The sequence below is a fragment of the Polynucleobacter sp. QLW-P1DATA-2 genome (assembly GCF_001870365.1).
GTDB lineage: Bacteria > Pseudomonadota > Gammaproteobacteria > Burkholderiales > Burkholderiaceae > Polynucleobacter.
This window is the reverse complement of the sequence record NZ_LZMQ01000001.1, coordinates 1-21,653: the sequence shown is the minus strand read 5'-3', so window position 1 is coordinate 21,653 and position 21,653 is coordinate 1. Positions and strand designations below refer to the sequence as shown.

The following is a 21,653-nucleotide window of genomic DNA, read 5'->3' as shown; positions in this document are numbered from 1 at the left end:
TCATGACTAACTTACTAGACCCTTCCATTTTATTTTTCATCTTTGGTATTTTTGCTGGACTTGTTAAATCCAACCTAGAAATCCCTCAGCCCATCTCTCGCTTCCTATCGCTTTACCTCCTAATGGCATTAGGACTTAAGGGAGGATTTGCTCTAAATAAGTCCGGCTTTACCCCTGAGATTGCCATTAGTCTTGGGCTCGCAATTGCTCTAGCCGTTCTTATTCCACTGCTGAGCTATAACTTGTTAAAACATAAGCTAGATAAGCTTGATGCCGCTGCAATTGCTGCGACCTATGGGTCTATTAGTGCAGTTACTTTTATTACTACTACACAAGTATTAGATCAAAGTGGCATCGCCTATGGCGGACACATGGCCGCAGCAATGGCACTGATGGAATCGCCTGCCATTATCATTGCAATTGTTCTTGCAAATCGCATTCGGCAACAACGCCAAGGCACCACAACCTCCCATACATCATTGGGGAAGGTGCTTCATGAATCATTCACTGATGGTGGGCAACTACTCTTGCTGGGCTCACTAGTGGTGGGCTTGATTTCTGGTGACTCAGGCCACAAAGTAATGGCGCCCTTCTCTATTGATTTATTCAAAGGCTTATTAGCATTCTTTTTATTAGACATGGGCTTAGTTGCGGCTAGAAGCATTGGGGAACTCAAAGGAAAACCCCCCGTCACACTAGCGTTTGCTTTCATAGCGCCGCCGCTGCATGCGCTACTTGCGCTTGCCTTGTGCCACATGCTCTCTGTACCCCTAGGCGACACCATTTTGTTAATGCTTTTGGCGGCCAGCGCCTCATATATTGCTGTACCAGCCGTTCTTCGTCATGCAATGCCCGAAGTCAATCCCGCTTTATATATGGGCATGTCTCTAGGCATCACCTTTCCCTTGAATATTATTTTAGGCATTCTCATCTATAGCGCAATCGCTCGGTATTTTGCTTAAAGGATTTCGCTTTTAATATGTCAAAACATCTAAAACCTTATAACCGATTAAAGGCAAGCCTACTCACTCAACACGGCAAAGAATCAGTTATTTTCCCCGAACTGTTGAGTACTCATGGCCTGGAACTGATTCATGTATCTGGATTTGACACGGATAAGTTGGGAACATTTACGCGAGATATTTCTAGATATGGATCACAACTCGATGCCGCCAGAAAGAAGGCTAGGGTTGGCATGGAGCTATCAGGGGCTCAGATAGGTATCGCCAGCGAAGGCGCCTTTACCAACGATCCCTATACGGGACTACTTCCTTGGAATTACGAATTAGTGTTGTTGATTGACGATACTCGGAATATAGAAATTACCGGCTTTTTTGGAGGTGAAGCACAAAGTGCAAACAAACAAATATCAAGTTGGGATGAGCTTATTCCCTTCTTATCGGAGGCGCGATTTCCTAGCCATCAGTTGGTAGTCAGGCCTGACGATGAATACCACATTGAGTGCCGCAAAGGGATAGACTCAATTGAGTCGCTCAAAGAAGCATATGACTGGGCCACCAATCTGTCCAAAAAGGGCAATGTATTTGTAGAGAATGATTTACGAGCACACGCAAATCCAACTCGTATGGCAAATATATTAAAAGCCACTCAAGATCTAGCTAAAAAAATGGCTTGCTGTTGTCCAGAATGCATGTCTCCTGGATTCTCAATCACTGAAAGCAAAAAGGGTTTGCCATGCACTCACTGCGGAGTGCCTACTAACTTGCCGATAAGCAACATATGGTCTTGCGTAAAGTGTGATTACAAAAAAGAAGTCATGATTGCGAATCAAGCTGCTGCTGATCCATCAAGGTGTCATTACTGCAATCCTTGAGTCTTTATTTTTCTCCTAAGATGATTTTCATCATAGGTATTCGTGAAAAATCTTATCTTCAGACAAGCAAGAATCTAGATTGGGGATATACGAAGGGCTTAGCAAATGGTTTCTGAAAGTGTCCTGACTATTGACAGGCTAACGTTTCAGGGGGCTTATATTGACTAGCTCTTTGTGCCATAGACTCAAATCGTCCTCGAATACTATTTTTTATAAAGTATTCAACGATTGCCGTAGGTACGATTGAGCTGGGCTCTAATAGAGAGTCATATCTAAAGACTATCTTATCCTTTTCTTCCGTCAGTTTCCAAGTGCCCTTATACGATTTAGTGTCGCCACTGATTTGCTCAAAAGTGAGAGATTTATTTGCTAGCTCTGTATATTCCACCGTTGATTTCATCTCGATAGGGAAAAAGAGAATTTGCTCTTCAACCACTCTATACACGCGCACCTTGTTGCCTACTCTTGAAATAACTTTTGCCTCAACTATTCCCGGGATATTTTTTGAGCCCTCATAGTCCGTAATAAATGCATGGGCGCTGCAAATACTTGTTGGTAATGAATAGCTTGCCTGGATATGCAATCGACCATCGATAGAAGTGACGCTAACCTGAACATCAAAAGGATTAGTGCCCTCTTGAGCATAGCCGTGAGAGATAAAGAAGGTTAAAGCAAGCGCGAGCAACAGTTTCATTTACAGATTTTAGGGTCTTCTCTGTTTTATCGTTGAAGACGTTTTTTTGACAATCTATTAAAGCCCAATGGAGAAGGGCAAACTAGATACAATCGACAGCTTCCCGACGGAAATTTTGATATTTCTTAGTAACTGGGGTTGAATAAATTAGAGTTAGAGGAATTCTGGCTCTTTGACTCAATGATTATCTGTAACCCAATAAATCATCTTGCGTTCTCTTTTGTCCTTCCACAAAACGCTTGGTGCATATTCCAGCACCGCTATGACCACTTTGTTTTTTAGAATCAACTTGCATTTGATAAAGCGCGTCAAAACAATCCCTTCTGTTAACAAATTTTAGGGTATCTGTATGTGTTTGCTTGCCTTTATAGAAGTAGAAGAAATCTAGGGTCCAAAACTTGTCGCCCTGAATGCCTACATTACTTTGCTCAGTAGGTAGTTGATTGACACAAGAACACAGAAGGGTCGTGAGACAAAAAATAAATGGCTTATACACTTTGATGGGCTACTACTTACCAGCTTGAAGAGAATGCCATTAGTGTATCCAAATTACCCAAGCTAACGGGATCAAATTCCTTAAGCCCAAAAGAAAATAGTCCAATAAGTGGGCTATTGTTATTCCTGCTTACCGGGATGCCACCAACTAGAGCCCGAGAAAATTTAATCCTTGTCGGCATACTGCATTTCGCCATTACCAAATGACCAATTTTCTTTACTCACTTCAACCAAGTTTATAAAGATATCTTGGGGTCTGACTTTAAGGTTTTTTACTAAGGCCTCGCAAATAGCTTTATACAGATTCTTTTTAAGATCTGTAGATCTACCGAAGCTAATGGTTGCCTGAATAAAAATGATCTCCTCTGAATATTCAATGCCCAAATAGCTTTTTGGAATATTGAATTCTGATGCGTCGTGTCTAGTGATGATCTGAAACTTATCATCTTCTGGAACATTGATTTGCTCTCGCATCACGTTATAGACGATATCTCCGACTTGCTGCGCAAAGCTCTCAGAGAGTTTTTTACTTAAATCAATTCGGACCAATGGCATCTCTATTCTCCTAAGATCCATCTATCTTAAACAGATCCAAGGAATTGTGCCCAGTCTGAGTGAGTGCGCAATAAAAAACTACCCGAAGGTAGTTTTAATGTTTATTGGCTCAACTTTGAAACTGATATTGCCCTCTTGTCTATTACTAATAGTCCTTCACTGGGGCAAATAAGAACATTTCGGTATCTGGTGGGAGTGTATTCATATGCACCACTACTAGACACTTTCCACCTCGTATCGTCATATAGCGTAAATGTATCCATTGGATTGCCATAAAAACTGGCCGGCTCTTTTATGGATGACTTATAGCAAGCAACCTCATTCGCTTTTGATTCACGAGCAATTCCTTGGGGAGTCTGGGAAAAGGCGGGATTACCTAAAACCACAATAATAAAAGTCGCAAATAAACTCTTGGAGCCCTGAGAAATTATGGGTTTACTGGAACGATTGGTTGGCCAAAAAAGCATCCCAGAATGCTATCGGCTTAATTGAAAATGCTCTAGAACTATCGTTACTTAAATTTAAAATAATTATTTAGAATTTATATTGTTTTTAGAACGATAAGGATGTTTTTGTAAACCTAAGTTCTGATCGCCTTGCTTAAGTAATCAGATAGTTGTTGATAATGCTTTTCAGCTTTGGCAGTAATGTGAACCGATTTTCTTCGACCATCAGTCTTATCGCTAATAAGCTGGATAAAGCCTTTTCCGACCAAGCTCTTGAGGCGGCCATGGAGGGTTGCTTGAGATCCAAATTTCTCCAAAAGGATGACATCGCCAACCAACAACTTTTCACCATTCACCGAAGCAAGATAAATATGATTGAGCAGTTGCTCTTCAATAAAATCTAGCCTCTTACTAGCACTCATGCGGTCCAGAGAATCTAAGGCATTTAGGAATCGGGCGTAGGCTGAAGGTTTAATAGCTTTCATATCAAAATTTTACTCCTCCTTCGCAGGGTAAACACCAGTATGCTATGTGCTTTTAAATTCCATAATTATTCAATGCCATATTTACGGGCTTTCAGCCAATTTCTCCTCGAGGTCGCTATTAGCGCCGCCTTATATATGGCATTCTTTTACTTCAATCAATCCATCACAGCCCCACTAGAAGAGGCCAGGGGTGTTAATTGGATCTTTCTACCCGCAGGGCTTCGAATCTTTCTGACGCTGATATTGGATTACTCGGGCGCTATTGGTTTAGCTATTGCCTCTTTATTGATTAACTATATTGGCTTTTATGATTACGGTTTCACATCAACTTTAGGCATAGCCGTCATTTGTGGAGTAGCTCCGCTCCTAGGCAGACATTTTGTGATTCACAATTTAAAAGTACAGTCTGACTTAAGCAACATTTCATTAAAGCAGCTATTAGTGATCATCGTTGCTTATTCATTACTAAGTTCAGGGTTACATCAGCTTTGGTTTGCGGCTAGGGGATTAGACTCTGGAAGCTGGAATCATTTCGTTGCCATGTTCTGCGGAGACATTGCTGGATCAATACTATTTGTGGCCGCTATCAAATATGGCATTGACCTTGTTAAAGGTAGGCTGGGTAGAGATAATTTGATCGAGTAGTGCCTTTTTAAAAGATATTCAAAATTTACTCTATAGAAAAACCACCCGAAGGTGGTTTTAATCTTTCTTGGCAGTCCGGAGAAGAATCAACCATGGCCGAGAATGTCTGGTTCTAGTTCAGGACTTTTGTTTTGAAAAAGAAAATATTCCAACAATCACCAAGGCCGCCAATATTTCAGCAATTACAAAGCCCAATACATCACTGGGAGCAATCCCTACAAATGTATTTGTAAAACTTCTTGCTAAAGCAACGGCAGGATTAGCGAAGAAAGTGGATGAAGTAAACCAATAGCCAGCTGTGACTGTAAAGGCAACAAGCATTGGTACTCGATCTTTAGCCTCTTTGTCTCCAATTCGAATTACTGAGAGTAATACGAGCGTTGATATGAATTCACTCGCCCAAATACCGAAATCCGTTCTGACTTTGGTTGATTCTTGAATAATGGGCAAGCTGAACATTAAATGTGTGAGCCATATTCCAGCAATAGCACCTGTGAACTGGCAAGCCCAATAACCCAACATCTTTTTCGAATCAAGATGGCCCAATTTCCAAAACATCAAACTCACAACAGGATTAAAGTGAGCTCCGGAAATGGGTCCCAGCAAAGTAATTAGAACAAATAAGCCGGCGCCTGTCGCAATACTGTTACCAAGTAAAGCCACTGCCGCATTACCTGCGCCTAAGGTTTCACCCATAATTCCTGAGCCAGCAACGATTGCTAACAAAAGGGCTGTGCCTAAAAACTCACTGACATAACTTCTCATGCTTTTGTATGGATCTCTTTTAGGCTCATTGAATCTAACTTGTCTAAAGGCATAGATGCCAAAATCTCAATACGTTTTCTCAAACTAATCATCACATCTTTAAAGGCTTTACGCTTATCTTCATCAGTGCCTTGGACTTGTGATGGGTCAGGAAATCCCCAGTGAGCTGTTGCTGGATTACCAGGCCAAAATGGACATTGCTCACCAGCCGCATTGTCGCAAACAGTAATAATGAAATCCATCTTAGGAGCATCAGGCAGACCATATTCATCCCAAGACTTGGAGCGTAATTTACTCTCGTCGTAACCCATCTCTAAAGCCAACTCTCGAGCGAAAGGATTAATAGATGTTCCGGGAGTAGAGCCTGCTGAATAGCCAACAAATTTCCCATCTGAGTGAGTAGATGCCAGCGCTTCACCTAATACTGATCGGGCAGAGTTGTGAGTACACAAAAAAAGGATGTTGTATTGCTTCATTTGACTTTGGCTTTCTTCAAAGGTTTAATGGGAGTACAGGATTTACCACCACAGCAGTTATCTAATAAAAATTCGCTCAGCTTTTGAACTTGCTCGGCATTAGGTCTATAGATGAGATTGCGACTTTGACGCTCTACCAATAAAAGCTCGGCATCCAACAAATCTTTTAGGTGAAAGCTGAGGGTGGCATTCGGGATGCCGAGTTTTTCAATAATTTGACTTGGCGTTAACCCAAGGTCACCGCGCTGGACAATGAGGCGAAACACATTTAGTCGGGTCTCTTGCCCTAAGGCGAGAAAAGCAGAGATAGCGTTATCATTATCCATATTTCCAATTATATGGAAATATATGACAGTTTTATGAAATCTCGTTTCTAATAGACTCTCTTAGCAATTTCACCCTTAAATTAGTATTCATCCATGACCGATCTACCCAATATCGATAAAGCACTATTTCATAAGCCCAGTCTTGATGAATTAACTGTTCAATCTTCTCAAAGTCATCCGCCGAGAATCTTGCTTTTATACGGCTCATTAAGAGAGAGATCCTTTAGCCGCCTTTTAGCAGAAGAAGCTGAGCGAATCTTGAAAGCAATGGGTTGTGATACACGCTTTTTTAATCCCAAGGGTTTGCCACAAGTAGATGATGCTCCTGAAACACACCCCAAAGTAGTTGAGCTAAGAGAGTTGGTTCAATGGTCAGAAGGCATGGTTTGGAGCAGTCCCGAGCGTCATGGCGCTATGACAGGATTGATGAAATCGCAAATCGATTGGATACCACTGAGTGTTGGCGCAGTCAGACCCTCTCAAGGCAAGACTTTAGCTTTATTACAAGTGAGCGGTGGTTCGCAATCTTTTAATGCGCTCAATCAAATGCGCATTCTGGGAAGATGGATGCGGATGATCACCATCCCCAATCAATCATCCGTACCTAAAGCATTTTTAGAGTTTGACGACAATAACCGAATGAAGCCATCCGCCAATTACGATCGTGTAGTTGATGTGATGGAAGAGCTTGTTAAGTTCACCTTATTAACTAGATCAGTTTCAGGCTATTTGACTGATCGCTACAGTGAGCGAAAAGAAAGTGCTGAAGAGTTATCTAAGCGGGTTAATCAAAGATCTATTTAATTTGTCGTTTAAAACGACATCGACCGACACAGGGATGTTTAATTGATTTGTCCTTTTAAAGGACAGTTCTTGATGGGGATATCCGAGGCTAATGGCATCTAACCTTTTCCAAGCCCTGAATGAAAATAGCCCAACAAGTGGGCTATTGTGATTCTTGGTGGCCTGGGGCGAAATCGACCAGGGCTAAGGATGCCCAATCCTTAATCGATATTAAAAACCTTTTAACGCGCCACAATAATGGAAATCTTGATAGCGTTTTTTAGCACTAAAAAACATCATTAGAACTAAAGTACTACCCGCTCACACCAAGAAAATTGACTTAGGACAAGTTTTTCTAATTGGCCCAAGCGGAGTATTGACCCACCGCTAACAACATAATTGTGGGAGAAGAAAATGGGGATGAAACATTTAGTTGTCGGGTTTGTTATTGGATTGTTTGTAGGTGTCGTAAGCGCATCAACATTAGAGGTGGGCAAAATTGGTTTTACTAAAGACGGAATGATTGCTTACCTAAATCAAGCTTGCTCAAATTAAGAACAGTTTTCTCGCAGTAACCATCTTTGCCCGCTGTTGTGTGCGGGCATTTTTTGACCTCATTACAACGGAATCTCATTCGTCAGCCCAGATGAAAAAACACCTGCAGATTGTTTTAGCTTTTATTGGTGGCTCAAGGCGAAATCAACTGGAGTCTAGGATATACGACCCGCGACTTTTGCTACTTAAAGTAATAAAAGTCACGCGGGGAGAAAAATCACTTATAGTTATTAAAACTATAAAGGGTGCTATGAAAAAATTGCTTGTGCTAACGCTGTTAAGCTTGCTGGTTGCTTGCTCACAAAATCCTGACAACTTAACATTAAGTTGCTATGGTGCGGCTATTAAGGCCGAAGCAAAACAAGAGCTTGTTACGCCTCAGGTTACGCGAACTTATAAGTTCCAGAATTACAAGATTGATGATTATGAGTGTGCTCAACGAGCCAATATCATCAGTTGTAACTTTGTTAAAGAAGAAAACGGCACTAGAGAGCGTAAGCGCATCATTTACGATACAAGTACACAGTCATTCGCAGAAATTGATGCTATTTGGGCTGTTGGCGAAAAGATAAATGCTAATGAACGCAATATAACCAGAACAGAATTTATTGGTAGGTGCCAAAAACCCATCCTAAACTAAACACTCTTTTTTAGACAACATCTCTAGCCACGGGGAATGATAGAAAACCCAGAAGAAATGGCGTCTAACTCCGCCAAGTCATAAAAGAAAATAGCCCAACAAGTGGGCTATTGAGATTCTTGGCGGCCCAGGGCGAAATCAAACCGAGGCCAAGGAAGTCGATTCTAATTCTTGAGTCGTTCATTGCTTGGAAACAAATTCTTTCTTGACTCTTCATCGACCTCTGTCTTGAAGGGGTATTTGGCCTTAATGGCCTCAACAGCCTGGGCACTTGGCTTAGCGTTGATCTCATCCAATAGGCGTTTAACACTAGGCAACCTTTCCCAAGCGCCTTCGCCCAATACAAAAGGAATGACCCTAGCCCAACCCCATACTGACATATCCACAATGCCATATTCATCGAGCATATAAGCTTGCTTAGATAAGCGCTCTTCAATTAACAACCAATGACGCCATGCTTCAAAGTCATAACGATTGACCGCATATTCTTTTGGCTCTGGAGCAAAGTGCTTGAAGTGAACGGCTTGCCCACAATACGGCCCAATGCCAGTAGCAATAAACATGAGCCATGAATACAGCTCAGCATGTGCTTGTGGCGTATTCGCTGGCATAAACTTACCAATCTTTTCACCCAAGTAAAGCATGATGGCATTGCTATCAAATACCTTAATATCTCCATCAACCAAAGCAGGCGTCTTCCCATTAGGATTGATTGCTCTAAATTCTGGCTTATGTTGATCGCCCTTGCGAGTATCAGTCACAATAATTTCGTAAGGCGTATTGGTCTCTTCTAAATATAGGGCTACTTTTGCTGGATTAGGTGATGGGTGATAGTAGAGCTTGAGCATATTTTCTTTCATGAATTAAAGTGCTAACCAAAGAACTAAAGGCAAAGCTAGTAAAGATAACAAATGTCCGACGATGACAATCGAAGCGACTTTATCTGGCTCTTGTTTATATCGATCAGCAATCATATAGTTAAAAACTGCTGGGGGTAGTCCGGCAAACAATATCAATGTGCCTTTTTGAATAGGCTCCAAAGGAATTAGCATCAAAACTAGGTAGGTTACTAATAGGCGCGAGACTATAGACAAAATAGAGCCAATCGCTCCCACTTTAAGATGTTCAATCTTGCTATCGGCTAATCGAGTGCCCAGAGACAAAAGCATCAGGGGCACTAAGATGTTGCCGACCATTGATGCGGATATGTTTGCCCACTCTGGTAAAGATAAGTGAAGGTATGAAAATACAACTCCCAAAATGGTTGCCCAAACTAAAGGGCTGGCATAAATCAGCTTGGCATCTACCCTGCCACTCATGATTCCTACACCCACAGAGAAGTGAAGAATATTAGAAAGAACTAAAAGTAAAACGGCGGGTGCTAAACCATTTGGCCCAAAGGCAAGAACAGTTAATGGAATCCCAATGGGGCCCACATTACCAAACATCACAGAGGGCAATAAGGCCTTAGCACCAGTACCGGAATATTTTGCTAATGGCCAAATCAAAAGTCCTGAAAATATCACCACAATGGTTGCGGCCAAAACAAAGAAGCTGGCGCTTGTCAGCTCAAACTGCTTGGCTGATAACGACGTAAAGATTAAGCACGGCAAGGCTAAATCAATAATGATTTGGTTGGCGCCTGCCATATTCGGTTTTTTTACTCGCCCATAAATAAATCCCGCCAACACTATGGCAAAGATGGGCAAGGTAATACTGAGTATTCGTTCGATCATTTAATGACTTCTAAAACCTCAGTTAATGAGGTGCCTTCATAGTTTGGTTTTTCGCCAATTTCTTCAAAGGGATGATCCAAACGATTGACCCAAAACACATCAAAGCCATACCACTTGGCCGCTAGAGCATCCCAAGCGTTACTCGATACAAAAAGAATTTCTTCTTTCTTGACGGGGAATGCTTTTAGCAAAAGCTCATAGGCTTGGGGAGCAGTTTTAAATAGGCGCACATCTTCAATCGTCACAACCTTATCTAGGTAAGGCTTTACTCCATTGCTCTCAACTACGGTAGCAAGCATCTCTCTACTGCCGTTAGACAGAATGGCGGTAGATAAACCTTTTTCTTTAATAGCCTTGAGAACGCTCACACTATCTTCAAAGCCAGTGAGCTTGGCATACTGATCCATCAATCGCTTCTCATATTCTGGTGTGAGATTTAAGCCCATGCGCTTACAGACATATCGTAGCGATCGAATCGTCAACTCCCAAAATGGGAGGTAGTGTTTACTGCCGTTCGGGTTGGGATCGCTCATAGTGACAAGGCGGGTGTATTCAATTTGACGATCACGCCACATCAAGGCGAATGCTTGGCCATGCCCTGGAAATAATTCTTCTGCCAACTGCCCCATGGAATACACATCAAATAATGTGCCATAGGCATCAAAGGCTATGAGTTTATACATGCTGTCTCCTACTTTTATTATGAATTTGTATTGTCGTTTAAAACGACAAGTCAAGCACTGGCCCTAGATGAGCGTCGATTTAAGCGACGCTTTACTGGCACGGGGATGAATAATTGATTTGTCTTTTTAAAGGACAGTTCGTGATTGGAATAACCGGGACAAATGACGCCAACCCTACCTAACCATAAAAGAAAATAGCCCAACAAGTGGGCTATTCTGCTTCTTGGTGGCCCGGGGCCGAATCGACCAGGGCCGAGGATGCCCTAATCTATGGGCGCCAATTCAGCTCCAACAGGTCTTTTGTATCGGTTATATGACCACATATATTGATTTGGTTTTGATATTATTGACCCCTCAAAATAACGATTCATTTCTGTACAGGCATCAACCAAGCAATCCGGAAAAGCTTCTGTCATTAGTCGACTTTTAATGATCCAACCCCTCCCCAAACCTAGTCTTTCTGCTCCAACAAAAAGGGTTGCTACATTAGATTGACGGGATAATTTGATTGGAAATGAAGTTGTATAGGCGTATTGATTAAAAAATTTAGCCCATACTCCATCGCCAACACTAGGAACCTGGTCTGCTAATAGTCCAACTACCTCGCCCCTTACTAAGGCACGCTTAATTTGACGTACGCCACTAATATTTGCCTCAACAAATACCATTTGAAAATGCTGGCGAGATTTAAGCATTAACTTATTCACCCACCCATTTCGAGCTGGCCTATACATCACCGTCGCCCTTGTATATTGGGCAAAAATACGAGGCACAATTTCAAACCCACCAAAATGTGAAGCAAGAATAATTAATCCCTTTCCATTTTTGGATAACTCAATTATTTGATCTAAGTTTTCTATAGTTGCCTTATTAAGGGAAGACTTAGGATGCCGCCAAATCCATAAGGCGTCGGCAAACATCATTCCAGATTCAGTTGCCGCCCTCCACGGGGTAAATTTAAATCCACATTGATTCGCGGCGCTCTGATAATTTTTATATAGGCGCGACCGGTACCTAGGGGAGGACAAATAAATCAATATTCCTATACAGGCCCCAGCAATCTGAATAACCGCCAATGGAAGTGAGCTGAAAAGCCTTAATATGAAATACAACATTGGCCATTCTAGACGGTATCAATAAAAACCACCCGAAGGTGGTTTTGGTGTTTCTTGGTGGCCCGGGGCGGAATCGAACCACCGACACAAGGATTTTCAAACTAAAAATTCATTGTTTTCAACAGCTTAGACATTGTTTTAAACCTGCCGACAACTCAATTCACGATACGCAGAATGAAAATTGGAATCAGTTGGAATCTAATTTTTGCTCATTGGCATCGACAGTCATTACTAAATTAATTCCAATGCTTGACGCAAGTATTCGGCAGTTCTAACTAACTCAACTTTTTCCAATGACTCTATAAACTGCTCTGCCGTTAACTTTGGATTTTTTGCTCTTGCTCTTAAATGTTTTATCACTGTTAACGATGCAATTGAATCAAGCGTTAGCTGAAGCAGTATGAAATCATCAGGATGCAAAACTTCTATTCCATGCTCGTCAACAATATCAATTGGAAAATCTTTAATATTTTTAGTGACAATACAATCAGCATGGCCTGCAATAGCCGCGGCTAATACATGTCTGTCATCCTGATCCGGCAAAGCTAAAGCGGGAATTAATTTTTGATACTTTGAATTTGGAATTTGCCAATCAGGAATTGCTTTGTGCATATGGTCTAACCGATATTTTATTTTTTCATCAGTTAAATCGGGCTTATCTCTTTTTAATGAATTCACCCATTCACGATCTATATCATCTGTCCACTTTGCAGTGTATATGCCTTGCCATGCAAGCTCCATCAAGACATTTGCAATTGTTACTGGATAGAGTACACAAGCATCTAACACTGCCGTATATCTTGTATACCCTGCCATTTTTACTCAAGCCCCAATTCTTGAGATTGATCTATTAGAGCCTGCATAGCTTTGTCCTGCTCTTCTCGCATCCGATCTCTGTACTTCATAAGATCATCGTACTTAACTCGTCTATGCGAACCCACAATCGTATGTGCGATCTTTCCCTCTTTCAGTAATTTTGTAAAAAATGGTCGGGACACATTCAAAAGACTTGCGGCTTGAACTGTTGTTAATTCTCGGCCTTGCGGAACTAAAACAATAGTTTTTCCTTCCGCCATCGCTCCTAAAGTTCGCGCCATAAATTTAAGTACTTTAGGCGGCAACTCTAAAATTGGAGTCTCGGCTGTAATGCTATTTTCTTTCTCACCAAATAGCGCGATCTTATCTGCTCTAGAGTGGTCTAATGCGGCAATAATGCATCGCTGTGCCGCACGAGCTAATTCTGATTCTTTTTTATTAAGGATTGGTTCATCCAAAATCTTGTCAAGAATTGCAGTCACAATTTTTCCCCTACATAATTTGTAAATAATTTATTTACACACTCACACTATAACTGAAATAAGTGTAATAAGTGTAATAACCGAATTAGTAATGTGGTTATTTTGCCCTTAATGCTTGTTGCCCAGCCCTAATTTTCTGCTTTGCCTTTTCAACCTTAACAGCCTGCTTTGCCCTATCGGCCTGAGCTTGCAGTGATTTCACTCTTGTTTGCTCAGGCGTTGGCGGCTTCGGCTGGGAAAATTCATTAAATCTCATAACTATCCAATCTGTAATGGCTGGTGCGGAACATTTGAAGCTCCGAAGATTGCTTGGAACAATTTATATGCTTGGGCTTGATTCTGTGCGTACAGAATGGTTTCTACCCACATGCCGCCCGCATTGACTGTTGCCTTATATCTTTTCATGCAAGTATTTATCGGCGCCCCAAATGGGTGATGAGATAGCTCATCTCATCGTGACAACAGCTCGTTGTCACCAATAATGCTTCGGACAGCTGTCCTCCGTATATAGCCCTCAAGCTGTCGGGCTTAAATGATTTGGGGCGCCGATAAGCGTCCAATTCTTGGACGCTTCATTAAGCTCATGAACTTATTATTGATTTTGCCCAAAGAACTTGAAAGCGCGATCAATCGAATCCTCCGTTATTTGCTGATCGTATCTGTATCTAACCGTTGTATCACTTCCATCAACATAAGGCTGACTCTTGGTAAATCCGTCTTTTGTTGAACAATTCCAGCAATGGGTCGCTGTTGGGTATAAGTGATATTGAATTGGAAGTTTTTTTGCAATCATGCTTGAAATAACTTCACTATCTGCCTGAACTTTGCATTCATTGTCTTGGCCTGCCGCCAGCCATAACATTGGGATATTCATATCGTTAAATAAAAATGGAAAGTGCTCCTCTTGACCGCCAAAGGTTCCTTTTGGAAACATTCCACATCCGTAAAACCCAGCTACCGCCCTGTATCGCAATGGATCATTTGTGATCATTTTTTGAATTGCCGGACTTGTTAGAAACGAGCCGTTCATCGGACCCTCAGAGCCCCCAATTGCATACACGCGATTCTTATCTACATACGATTGTTTTGAGAGTTGCTCCAATAGGTCATAAGAGTCTTTAACCATTCGCCCCCAGCCAATTCTCTTGGGTCTAGTGCAGTTATGCTTCGCATTTCTATGGGTATCTAAAATAATTGCGGCATAACCCCTACTTAAACCCTCGGTCATTAAATACTTGTCGGACGCATCGGGTCCACCACAAGTGGGTATCACAACCAACACAGGGAAGGGGCCACTGCCATTGGGAATAAAAACTCGATTGGTGTAGGTAAAGTTATTGTCGTAAGGAACGGCCTTCATATCTAACTTAAGATCCGGATCTGCCTTGATTTCATCGGGAAATCTTGAAGCCCAAAATTGCGGGTTGGCATCATCCGCGGATAATGCCCAAGCCGAACAGACGCTTAAGTTGATTAAAAAAATTGAAGCCGCAATTTTTATCAGCATATTCACCATAGTTTGGGGGCAAGACATACGAAACTTTTTAATAATTTTTATAACCATATGGTTAGCTTAACATTTAAAAGTTATCTCTTGCCCCCAAGAGCATCAGTAAACACGCCTACTTAATGCTTAAATCCACTGCGTAAGCTTGCACTTGCCGTTTCGATCTGACCATCCAACTCACCAGCCTCAACGGCCTGCTTAACAGTCTCCAATGCTTTAATTAATTCATCTCCATTGGCAACTTCAATGCTTGGCTTTCCTTTAGCCAGCTCAATTGTCCAACTGCCGTATTTGACCGAAACACATACCTTGCCGTTCTCACTTACAAACCACCAAGGCTTAATTCGCTTGGGCATTTCAACCTGCTTTTTTAGACCCGTTTCGGCATCCTTATAGGTCTTATGTTTTAAAACCACGAATGGCTTTCCTTCAATTTGACTCTTGGCTAGTTGAATCTGCTCCCACAGCTTGCTAGATAGCTTGTTTCTGCGCACGACGATTACAGGCATGTGTGTGGGCTTTTTAATGGATACCAACTTCAAACTATTCAATGTGCTCATTTCTTCCTCCTATTAGTTAATGGGCATACATAGTTTGTTTTCGATCATTCATTTTGGTCGACCTATTTTTGCCAATCTCGTGTTTAAGGCTAATTTTGGATAGAAAAATAACGGTTTTTCTTAATTGAAGATAAATATTTTTGCGAGTTTCATAGTTGCATAAAAGTCGCAAGTAGAAACAAGTTTCAATAGTTACTAGTTGAGTTACTCATGTGGCAAATGACTAACTCTGAGCTGAAACAAAAAACTAGAAACATCTCTTTGAGATCTGCGACAGCACTCAATGCGACTTTTTTTGGATCTACTCCTTATGCAACTAACTCTCGCAACTCATAACATCAAGGAGAAAAATATGAGCACAAATAGAGCAATTGCAGTCCGTTTATTTATTAATGACAAATTCAACAGCACTTTTGGTAAAGGCTTATTTCGAAAAGCGATCTTTAACGGGACTATTGAGATAAAAAGCCCAAATACTAAATTCTTAATCGATCTATACCAATATAGCCAGTGGGAGGCATTGGCTAAGAATGACATTCAAATGCAAACAATTCGGGAATTAAGCAGTACCAATATTCCAACGGAAGATGATTTTTTATTTTCGTGGATCGTGCATTACGACCCTTCAACCAAGACAAAAACTGCTGTTAAAGGCTATCTTGTTTATTCACCACAAACGAATGAGCTTTATGTGAATATTAATAGCCCAGAGTTTGGAACGGTTGAGCAGTGGGAATTGAATACCCATCCCTGCAAAGCCGTCGGAATTGGTATTCCCGCAGTAATTGCCAGTACTGCCGACTTAGCAAACTGGTAATTCCCCCTCAAAAAAGCCCTACAAGCAGTGATCACTTCGATAACAAGTGTCGTGTTACACGACACTTATCAAATAGCGTGTAGGGCTGATTTGAACTATTTGCTTAAATCGTGGGATTTTCGCCACGAATTCTTAGCTAAATACATATAGAAAACCTAGTTAAGAAAAGTACACTTTTCTTAACCCAACAACCAAAACTATCGCTAAGTCATTGAATCTTGGAAGGTCTTTGCTTAGATAAATTAAGGTCGTCCTTTTTGAAATAAGAAAACATACTAATAGTGCTTTTTTATTTATTTAGGAGATGACAAATGGCGCAAGCAAAAACGCTTACACAAACAGAATTAGATCAAGTTCTACGATTTGCAAATGCAAAGCAATACCCCGAACGCAATCGCGCATTAATACTGACGAGCTTTTACTTAGGGCTTCGTGTTGCAGAAATTGCATCACTAAAGCGCGGGGACATTGTGAATGAAGACGGCTCGATCAAAAACGAGATCCGACTATCTAGCACCCAAACCAAAGGCGGCCATCCAAGAACCGTCTTTATTCCCGAAAAGCTAAAGCCCGAATATATTTGCTACCTTAAAACCCGTCATATCAGCGATCCATCTATTCCCTTCTTTCATACTGACAATAGGCTCGGGTTTAGTGCCAATGGCTTATGCGTATGGTTTTTCCAGCTCTATAGAAATTCAGGGATTAGCGGTGCATCTAGCCATAGCGGACGCAGAACCATGATCACAACACTTGCAAATAAAGGTGTTGGCGTTCGTGTATTGGCTGAAATTGCAGGCCATCGCTCTATAGCAGTTACACAAAAATATATAGACGCCAATCCCGAAATGATGAGAAATGCTATGAACCTAATTTAACTTTTAGTTGACGATCTTCAGCCTCCAATAGCGACTCATATTCCGTCATAGATCGCCTTGAAGGTTTCTTAGTTTTTAGTTTAACTTCGATTGATTTTTGATGGTCGCTCTCTAAATCATCCCCTGTATCCGCTCTCTTTATTTTCTTGCGAGAGTTGGATGGGTCTAGGATTGCATTTATTTTCTTTTCATTTTTGCCAACTTCAAGCAATTCCTTCCATGTTTGAGAATTTTTTAGAAATTGCTGTTGTTGAATCATCTGATAGTCAAACTTGCATGTGCTTGGCAAAGGTGAGAGGCTAGGAAAGCGTCCCCTTGCCGCATTTTCTGCAATGGTCAAAGCATCTTTCAGGTTTTTACTTACCAAAATACTTAAATAAGTTCTGACTGGTGCATTGGTGGAAGATTTCTTGCTATCCAATCGTATGTGCTTAGTCCACTTTGATCCTAGGCGAACAGACTTTCCAAGAACCCATAAGCTTTCCTTTTTAAACTGGCCGCCACTAAACATCGCCTTTTCGTGAACAAGTTTTAGGCGTTGATCTAATGAAGTTAGTCGAATCTTATTAACCTCAAGCTTCAACTTTTTCGAAGCATGGTGATTTTTTCTATCCAATTCAAGACGATCAAGAAGCTTTGAAAAATCCTGCATGAGCTGTTGCCTACTTTTTGATACATCAATACTCATCCAAATTTGATTGGTCTTAAGTGACAGATCGAACAAATTTGTTCCAACACTATCCCACCATTCACCGAAGCCACAAGAATAAATATCGCCAACCTTTTTATACAAAGACAATACCGCATTAAAGTCTTGCGGCTCTTCCGCTTTGGACACCTTCTGTTTAAGCCCAATCTTTTTATGTGCCAGCCAATAACTAGGACTTATCAATAAGTATTCAAAAAAATACTGATGTTCACCCAACAATTTCTCATTGGGTGGATAGGCCTTTACGGAAGTCTCGATTTTTGACATTTATTTCTTATACCAAATAGATATGTATGTATTTTAGCTAATGTTCCAGAAAAGCCAAAATCAATAAATTACTCCTATCAACACAGCAACTACTTACAGGCAATCCCGCCACCGCTGTTTTGATTTTTATAAGGAGTATTACCATGCGTTTAAATTCTGCGCAAAAAGATGTAATTGTTTCTGGAACTATTGGCAAGTTGGATGAATTAGTGACTCAGCGCAATGCTTGGCAAGTTAATTTGTACGACAAGTCGAACAAGGCTCTATATACATTGCTAGGTGATTGCTTGGATGTGTATTGGTCAATTAAAGGAAGTGCAGCCGAAAAAGAAATCTTGGATGGCATCAAGATTACTTTGAAAGCACGCGGCACCGAAGTGCAAAGCAGTACGCCAGTTCTAACATTACTTGTTAAGTATGTGTTTAATGCCGAGCGTCGTCGTGCATCAACCTATTCACGCACATTGCGTGTTGCAGTTAATGAAAAGATTAACGGTAACGGATTTGCTGAATGGGTGGCTAAGCATGGTGGCATTGAAGAAATCACCAACTCAAAAGGTGCTACTGAAGAAACGCTTAAAAAGCGGGCGATGATTTGCAACAAGGTTGAAGAAGTCAAAGACCTGCTTATTGGCCGCGTAGATAAACCTTTAAGCATTGTCCCAAAAACAAATCTTGTTTTACCTGCTGACAGCTCCGAATACACACTTTTGCTGGGAAAAATGCTTCCTAGCGGGGAAACAAAAGTGCTAAGCGTTGTGCCTAACTCTAGCAGTGCAATGCTTGATCAGGCAATTCGCAAAATTGCCGAGGCTTTGATAAAGCAAATTGAAGAGTTTGCACACAAAGAATCGGAGAAGCTTGCCGAAGAAGCGATGGCAAAAGCTGTCAACGATGCAATGTATCAGATGTTTGCTTAATCAACTTAGCGGGGAGTATTTCTCCCCGCATTTTTAGGAGAATTTCATGTCTTATTATTTGAAGTACGAACCAAAGGCCTTGTCCGAGGTAGTTATTAGCAGTAATCTTGTTAAAGCCAAGTTAAACGGATATATTGCTGGCAATAACAAACAACCGCTAATTCTTCACGGAACTTATGGAACTGGGAAAACAACCATTGCAAGACTTTTGCCCGATGCAATCGAAGGTAAAAAAGCAGATGTTGAGTATCTTAAGGCCACGGAATTTAGCACCGTCTCCGATGTAAACACCCTATTCAGTGCTCCACCAAGCTATTATCAGCTGTTTACACTGAATAATCAAAAGCGATTTTATCTCATATCCAATGAGATTAATTTCACGCCCAAGGCCGCAATAGCCTTTAGGGATATTGTTGATAATGCCTGCGCTCATACGCAATTAATTTTCACCACCAATGATCTTGAACGCATTGATCGAGGATTAAGAGATCGTAGTATTTGCTTACACATTGAGCCAGCCAAGCCAAATGATTGGCTTGAGCGTGCCAAGATGATTTTGGCAAATGAGGGCGTAAGCGTGTCTGACAATATGCTTTTGGATGTATTGCATACGCAGTTGCAAACCAATACTAGCAACAGAAAATTGCTGGAAGTTCTTGAGAATTTTGTTTACGAAGTTAAAAACAAAGGTCAAGGCGGCAATACTGTTCTTACAACACCCGAATTAATGCCTGCCTAAAGTACAGGTGTCGTGTAACACGACACCTGTATCAAGCCAACTTATCTGCATTCATCATCGGCGTTAGTTTTGAATAATGTCTTTCTAACATCGCCACACTTGTACCCATTTGCCTAGCCAAGGTGTGTATATCAACACTTTCGGTTAGTGCAAATGTAGCGTATGTATGTCTCAAACTATATAAAGTTCTGTTTCTTCCTGCAACATCTTTTGCCAATCCCGAATCACGCATTAGCTTTCTAAAGACACCTTCCATTCTGTGCGGGGCTCTGCCATCTGCATAGCAGAATATCAATCGATCCAATCTTGCTTCAATTAATTCATCTAGATTGCTGTAGGGCAATTTCTGCCACTTCATCAATCTTTCAAATGTTTCTTTTAGCTTGTGCCTACCAATTAGAAAGCGCGGACCCGTCTTGCCTGTAACCCATATCCGCAAATACTTTTGATCTTCAATCCAGTGCCACTGTATGTTCTTCCATCGCAAAGGCATGACTTCAGTACCATGTCTTGCTCCTGTATATAAAAGAAACTCTACATAAGCACGACATACAGGATGCATTAATCGCTCTATAGCCATTCTCCCTGTTTGCTCCCACTCAACCATGTATTCCAACAAGTAATTAATTTCTTCCTTGCTAAAAGCAGGGCGGGCTTGGCTAGGCTTACCTTTTGCATCAAGTGTTGGCGCGCCAACATCACTAATAAAGCCTTTCTTAATTGCTAGCTTGATGACACGATTAAAGGCGCTGGCATGATTACGCTTGGTACTGCCGACAGGAATCTTGCCCATTTGGCTAGCTCGCCAAGCTTCAAAATCCCTAATCACCTCTTCTGTAATTGTTCCCACTTCATGCTTGCCAAAAAAGGGTAGGAGGTATTTCTTGATCGCAAATGCATAGTCGTTATAAGTGACCCTGCCACTACCATTCGCTTTGATCTTCTCCATGTTCTCAAGCTCAGCCATAGCGATTTGAGAGAAGGTGCTTTGGGTGGGCGATAAACCTCGATCTATACGCTTTTGGATACGATGATAGGTTTCAATTGCAGGTACTTTGGCAAGCTGGAGATCCTCTTGGCCTGTACTAGCCACATACCACTTGCCTGACGCCAACTTAAATCGGCAATACCACTGTCTAGATTTGGGACGCTTGAATAGACTGACTTCACCATCCAGCAACTTCGTGAGAACAGGATCAAATACTGGATTTGTTTGATTGAAAAGGTATTGAAGGTTATTCAGCTCAAGTGTCCTGTTACACGACACTTGTAGCTTAACTTCGATTTAGGATTTGGGCGATCTAAATTGTTGAGTTACTGAACTGACCTGATTTTTAGTACCACTCCAAAAGAGAGGATTTTTGATAATCTTCAACTTAAAGGAGTGTTAAATATGGCTAAAGGTCAGCGTCTCAAACCCGAGCAAATCGTCACCTTATTGCGTCAAATTGATGTTCTTACAACCAACGGCAAAACCCTAGCCCAAGCCTGTAAAGAAGTGGGCACAGTCGAGCAAAGCTATTACCGTTGGCGCAAGATATATGGCGGCATGAAGGTCGACCAAGCTCGCAAGTACAAAGATCTAGAACTGGAAAATACCCGCCTCAAAAAACTGGTTGCCGATCTCTCCTTGCGAGAAGCGATGCTCAAGGAAGTTATCAAGGGAAACTTCTAAGCCCTGCTAGGCGTAAAAATGCAGCGCAGCTGCTCATAGACAAGTATTTG

At 41.4% G+C, this 21,653-nt stretch carries 29 protein-coding genes; 11 read left to right on the top strand and 18 right to left on the bottom strand.

The genetic code is table 11. From position 1 onward, the window contains the following. Positions 1-2 precede the first annotated feature (2 nt). A complete protein-coding gene (locus A9236_RS00140; protein WP_071466338.1) occupies positions 3-962 on the top strand; it encodes a sodium-dependent bicarbonate transport family permease in 960 nt (319 codons plus the stop codon). Between the two features lie 17 nt (positions 963-979). Then, positions 980-1,834 carry a DUF6671 family protein gene (locus tag A9236_RS00135; RefSeq protein WP_071466339.1) on the top strand — a complete coding sequence of 285 codons (855 nt, stop codon included), beginning with the start codon at positions 980-982 and terminating at the stop codon, positions 1,832-1,834. Between the two features lie 127 nt (positions 1,835-1,961). Here the strand turns inward: A9236_RS00135 and A9236_RS00130 are convergent, their stop codons facing one another. From A9236_RS00130 to A9236_RS00110, 3 genes are all read right to left on the bottom strand, one after another. Next, a complete protein-coding gene (locus A9236_RS00130; RefSeq protein WP_071466340.1) occupies positions 1,962-2,528 on the bottom strand; it encodes an SRPBCC family protein in 567 nt (188 codons plus the stop codon). 660 nt (positions 2,529-3,188) lie between these two features. Then, entirely contained in the window at positions 3,189-3,578 is a 390-nt protein-coding gene (locus tag A9236_RS00120; RefSeq protein ID WP_071466342.1) for a tautomerase family protein, read from the bottom strand. Positions 3,579-4,158: 580 nt separating this feature from the next. After that, positions 4,159-4,509, bottom strand: a complete 351-nt coding sequence (locus A9236_RS00110) for a hypothetical protein (protein ID WP_071466344.1) — start codon at positions 4,507-4,509, stop codon at positions 4,159-4,161. A 72-nt stretch (positions 4,510-4,581) separates the two neighbouring features. Between A9236_RS00110 and A9236_RS00105 the strand changes: the two genes are divergently transcribed. Continuing rightward, the gene (locus tag A9236_RS00105) at positions 4,582-5,154 is read left to right on the top strand and encodes a hypothetical protein (protein WP_236638640.1); all 573 of its coding nucleotides are present in this window, start codon (positions 4,582-4,584) and stop codon (positions 5,152-5,154) included. 117 nt (positions 5,155-5,271) lie between these two features. Here A9236_RS00105 and A9236_RS00100 read toward each other — a convergent pair whose 3' ends face one another. The 3 genes from A9236_RS00100 to A9236_RS00090 are packed head-to-tail and all read right to left on the bottom strand — an operon-like array spanning position 5,272 to position 6,721. Further along, positions 5,272-5,919 carry an MIP/aquaporin family protein gene (locus A9236_RS00100; protein WP_071466346.1) on the bottom strand — a complete coding sequence of 216 codons (648 nt, stop codon included), beginning with the start codon at positions 5,917-5,919 and terminating at the stop codon, positions 5,272-5,274. Further along, complete coding sequence (locus A9236_RS00095; RefSeq protein ID WP_071466347.1) at positions 5,916-6,395, bottom strand: arsenate reductase ArsC; 480 nt, start codon at positions 6,393-6,395, stop codon at positions 5,916-5,918. The genes A9236_RS00100 and A9236_RS00095 overlap by 4 nt, the downstream gene beginning before the upstream one ends. Further along, complete coding sequence (locus A9236_RS00090) at positions 6,392-6,721, bottom strand: helix-turn-helix transcriptional regulator (protein ID WP_071466348.1); 330 nt, start codon at positions 6,719-6,721, stop codon at positions 6,392-6,394. The genes A9236_RS00095 and A9236_RS00090 overlap by 4 nt, the downstream gene beginning before the upstream one ends. A 93-nt stretch (positions 6,722-6,814) precedes the next feature. On the opposite strand from A9236_RS00090, the gene arsH reads away from it, so the two are divergent. The 3 genes from arsH (at position 6,815) to A9236_RS00080 (ending at position 8,699) form a co-directional block, all read left to right on the top strand. Further along, positions 6,815-7,525: an arsenical resistance protein ArsH gene (gene arsH, locus A9236_RS00085; protein ID WP_071466349.1), complete on the top strand. Its 711-nt coding sequence runs from the start codon at positions 6,815-6,817 to the stop codon at positions 7,523-7,525. A gap of 393 nt (positions 7,526-7,918) precedes the next feature. After that, positions 7,919-8,059, top strand: coding sequence for a hypothetical protein (locus tag A9236_RS11030; protein ID WP_161485592.1), 141 nt, complete (start codon positions 7,919-7,921; stop codon positions 8,057-8,059). Between the two features lie 91 nt (positions 8,060-8,150). Continuing rightward, positions 8,151-8,699, top strand: a complete 549-nt coding sequence (locus tag A9236_RS00080; protein ID WP_071466350.1) for a hypothetical protein — start codon at positions 8,151-8,153, stop codon at positions 8,697-8,699. A 164-nt stretch (positions 8,700-8,863) separates the two neighbouring features. Here the strand turns inward: A9236_RS00080 and A9236_RS00075 are convergent, their stop codons facing one another. From A9236_RS00075 to A9236_RS00040, 10 genes are all read right to left on the bottom strand, one after another. Beyond that, positions 8,864-9,547, bottom strand: a complete 684-nt coding sequence (locus tag A9236_RS00075; protein WP_071466395.1) for a glutathione S-transferase family protein — start codon at positions 9,545-9,547, stop codon at positions 8,864-8,866. Between the two features lie 15 nt (positions 9,548-9,562). Then, a complete protein-coding gene (locus tag A9236_RS00070) occupies positions 9,563-10,435 on the bottom strand; it encodes an AEC family transporter (protein ID WP_071466351.1) in 873 nt (290 codons plus the stop codon). Further along, positions 10,432-11,118, bottom strand: coding sequence for a haloacid dehalogenase type II (locus A9236_RS00065; protein WP_071466352.1), 687 nt, complete (start codon positions 11,116-11,118; stop codon positions 10,432-10,434). The genes A9236_RS00070 and A9236_RS00065 overlap by 4 nt, the downstream gene beginning before the upstream one ends. 263 nt (positions 11,119-11,381) lie before the next feature. Then, complete coding sequence (locus tag A9236_RS00060) at positions 11,382-12,038, bottom strand: lipid A biosynthesis acyltransferase (protein WP_161485591.1); 657 nt, start codon at positions 12,036-12,038, stop codon at positions 11,382-11,384. Between the two features lie 426 nt (positions 12,039-12,464). Continuing rightward, a complete protein-coding gene (locus A9236_RS00055; RefSeq protein ID WP_071466354.1) occupies positions 12,465-13,049 on the bottom strand; it encodes a putative toxin-antitoxin system toxin component, PIN family in 585 nt (194 codons plus the stop codon). A 2-nt stretch (positions 13,050-13,051) separates the two neighbouring features. Further along, positions 13,052-13,531, bottom strand: a complete 480-nt coding sequence (locus tag A9236_RS00050; protein ID WP_236638639.1) for an excisionase family DNA-binding protein — start codon at positions 13,529-13,531, stop codon at positions 13,052-13,054. Positions 13,532-13,628: 97 nt separating this feature from the next. Continuing rightward, positions 13,629-13,787 (bottom strand): hypothetical protein, encoded by a 159-nt coding sequence (locus A9236_RS11190; protein ID WP_201721782.1) that lies wholly within the window; start codon positions 13,785-13,787, stop codon positions 13,629-13,631. Positions 13,788-13,789: 2 nt separating this feature from the next. Beyond that, positions 13,790-13,936: a hypothetical protein gene (locus tag A9236_RS11140; RefSeq protein ID WP_201721690.1), complete on the bottom strand. Its 147-nt coding sequence runs from the start codon at positions 13,934-13,936 to the stop codon at positions 13,790-13,792. A gap of 187 nt (positions 13,937-14,123) precedes the next feature. Continuing rightward, a complete protein-coding gene (locus tag A9236_RS00045) occupies positions 14,124-15,038 on the bottom strand; it encodes a dienelactone hydrolase family protein (protein WP_161485590.1) in 915 nt (304 codons plus the stop codon). Positions 15,039-15,157: 119 nt separating this feature from the next. Continuing rightward, positions 15,158-15,598 (bottom strand): DUF6641 family protein, encoded by a 441-nt coding sequence (locus A9236_RS00040; RefSeq protein WP_071466356.1) that lies wholly within the window; start codon positions 15,596-15,598, stop codon positions 15,158-15,160. 352 nt (positions 15,599-15,950) lie between these two features. Between A9236_RS00040 and A9236_RS00035 the strand changes: the two genes are divergently transcribed. Both A9236_RS00035 and A9236_RS00030 read left to right on the top strand, forming a co-directional pair. Further along, positions 15,951-16,415, top strand: coding sequence for a hypothetical protein (locus A9236_RS00035; RefSeq protein ID WP_071466357.1), 465 nt, complete (start codon positions 15,951-15,953; stop codon positions 16,413-16,415). A 311-nt stretch (positions 16,416-16,726) separates the two neighbouring features. After that, entirely contained in the window at positions 16,727-17,293 is a 567-nt protein-coding gene (locus A9236_RS00030) for a site-specific integrase (RefSeq protein ID WP_071466358.1), read from the top strand. Here the strand turns inward: A9236_RS00030 and A9236_RS00025 are convergent. Further along, the gene (locus A9236_RS00025; RefSeq protein ID WP_071466359.1) at positions 17,277-18,269 is read right to left on the bottom strand and encodes a hypothetical protein; all 993 of its coding nucleotides are present in this window, start codon (positions 18,267-18,269) and stop codon (positions 17,277-17,279) included. The two genes, A9236_RS00030 and A9236_RS00025, sit on opposite strands and share 17 nt — an antisense overlap. A gap of 143 nt (positions 18,270-18,412) precedes the next feature. On the opposite strand from A9236_RS00025, the gene A9236_RS00020 reads away from it, so the two are divergent. Beyond that, on the top strand, positions 18,413-19,189 hold the full coding sequence (locus A9236_RS00020; protein WP_071466360.1) for a hypothetical protein: 777 nt from the start codon (positions 18,413-18,415) through the stop codon (positions 19,187-19,189). A gap of 46 nt (positions 19,190-19,235) precedes the next feature. Next, positions 19,236-19,928: a hypothetical protein gene (locus A9236_RS00015; RefSeq protein ID WP_071466361.1), complete on the top strand. Its 693-nt coding sequence runs from the start codon at positions 19,236-19,238 to the stop codon at positions 19,926-19,928. Between the two features lie 31 nt (positions 19,929-19,959). Here the strand turns inward: A9236_RS00015 and A9236_RS00010 are convergent, their stop codons facing one another. After that, positions 19,960-21,195 (bottom strand): tyrosine-type recombinase/integrase, encoded by a 1,236-nt coding sequence (locus tag A9236_RS00010; protein WP_236638638.1) that lies wholly within the window; start codon positions 21,193-21,195, stop codon positions 19,960-19,962. Between the two features lie 126 nt (positions 21,196-21,321). On the opposite strand from A9236_RS00010, the gene A9236_RS00005 reads away from it, so the two are divergent. Continuing rightward, positions 21,322-21,603 carry a transposase gene (locus A9236_RS00005; RefSeq protein ID WP_071466399.1) on the top strand — a complete coding sequence of 94 codons (282 nt, stop codon included), beginning with the start codon at positions 21,322-21,324 and terminating at the stop codon, positions 21,601-21,603. Positions 21,604-21,653 lie beyond the last annotated feature (50 nt).

Bases quoted from the DNA above. Each gene is read 5' to 3' on its own strand.
- A9236_RS11140 (WP_201721690.1), bottom strand. From the start codon at position 13,936: ATGAAAAGATATAAGGCAACAGTCAATGCGGGCGGCATGTGGGTAGAA.
- A9236_RS00095 (WP_071466347.1), bottom strand. From the start codon at position 6,395: ATGAAGCAATACAACATCCTTTTTTTGTGTACTCACAACTCTGCCCGA.
- A9236_RS00015 (WP_071466361.1), top strand. From the start codon at position 19,236: ATGTCTTATTATTTGAAGTACGAACCAAAGGCCTTGTCCGAGGTAGTT.
- A9236_RS00020 (WP_071466360.1), top strand. From the start codon at position 18,413: ATGCGTTTAAATTCTGCGCAAAAAGATGTAATTGTTTCTGGAACTATT.
- A9236_RS00090 (WP_071466348.1), bottom strand. From the start codon at position 6,721: ATGGATAATGATAACGCTATCTCTGCTTTTCTCGCCTTAGGGCAAGAG.
- A9236_RS00120 (WP_071466342.1), bottom strand. From the start codon at position 3,578: ATGCCATTGGTCCGAATTGATTTAAGTAAAAAACTCTCTGAGAGCTTT.
- A9236_RS11030 (WP_161485592.1), top strand. From the start codon at position 7,919: ATGGGGATGAAACATTTAGTTGTCGGGTTTGTTATTGGATTGTTTGTA.
- A9236_RS00110 (WP_071466344.1), bottom strand. From the start codon at position 4,509: ATGAAAGCTATTAAACCTTCAGCCTACGCCCGATTCCTAAATGCCTTA.
- A9236_RS00100 (WP_071466346.1), bottom strand. From the start codon at position 5,919: ATGAGAAGTTATGTCAGTGAGTTTTTAGGCACAGCCCTTTTGTTAGCA.
- A9236_RS00065 (WP_071466352.1), bottom strand. From the start codon at position 11,118: ATGTATAAACTCATAGCCTTTGATGCCTATGGCACATTATTTGATGTG.
- A9236_RS00035 (WP_071466357.1), top strand. From the start codon at position 15,951: ATGAGCACAAATAGAGCAATTGCAGTCCGTTTATTTATTAATGACAAA.
- A9236_RS00070 (WP_071466351.1), bottom strand. From the start codon at position 10,435: ATGATCGAACGAATACTCAGTATTACCTTGCCCATCTTTGCCATAGTG.
- A9236_RS00005 (WP_071466399.1), top strand. From the start codon at position 21,322: ATGGCTAAAGGTCAGCGTCTCAAACCCGAGCAAATCGTCACCTTATTG.
- A9236_RS00045 (WP_161485590.1), bottom strand. From the start codon at position 15,038: ATGCTGATAAAAATTGCGGCTTCAATTTTTTTAATCAACTTAAGCGTC.
- A9236_RS00025 (WP_071466359.1), bottom strand. From the start codon at position 18,269: ATGTCAAAAATCGAGACTTCCGTAAAGGCCTATCCACCCAATGAGAAA.
- A9236_RS00135 (WP_071466339.1), top strand. From the start codon at position 980: ATGTCAAAACATCTAAAACCTTATAACCGATTAAAGGCAAGCCTACTC.
- A9236_RS00055 (WP_071466354.1), bottom strand. From the start codon at position 13,049: ATGGCAGGGTATACAAGATATACGGCAGTGTTAGATGCTTGTGTACTC.
- A9236_RS00105 (WP_236638640.1), top strand. From the start codon at position 4,582: ATGCCATATTTACGGGCTTTCAGCCAATTTCTCCTCGAGGTCGCTATT.
- A9236_RS00040 (WP_071466356.1), bottom strand. From the start codon at position 15,598: ATGAGCACATTGAATAGTTTGAAGTTGGTATCCATTAAAAAGCCCACA.
- A9236_RS00075 (WP_071466395.1), bottom strand. From the start codon at position 9,547: ATGCTCAAGCTCTACTATCACCCATCACCTAATCCAGCAAAAGTAGCC.
- A9236_RS11190 (WP_201721782.1), bottom strand. From the start codon at position 13,787: ATGAGATTTAATGAATTTTCCCAGCCGAAGCCGCCAACGCCTGAGCAA.
- A9236_RS00060 (WP_161485591.1), bottom strand. From the start codon at position 12,038: ATGTTTGCCGACGCCTTATGGATTTGGCGGCATCCTAAGTCTTCCCTT.
- A9236_RS00080 (WP_071466350.1), top strand. From the start codon at position 8,151: ATGAAAAAACACCTGCAGATTGTTTTAGCTTTTATTGGTGGCTCAAGG.
- A9236_RS00130 (WP_071466340.1), bottom strand. From the start codon at position 2,528: ATGAAACTGTTGCTCGCGCTTGCTTTAACCTTCTTTATCTCTCACGGC.
- A9236_RS00030 (WP_071466358.1), top strand. From the start codon at position 16,727: ATGGCGCAAGCAAAAACGCTTACACAAACAGAATTAGATCAAGTTCTA.
- arsH (WP_071466349.1), top strand. From the start codon at position 6,815: ATGACCGATCTACCCAATATCGATAAAGCACTATTTCATAAGCCCAGT.
- A9236_RS00140 (WP_071466338.1), top strand. From the start codon at position 3: ATGACTAACTTACTAGACCCTTCCATTTTATTTTTCATCTTTGGTATT.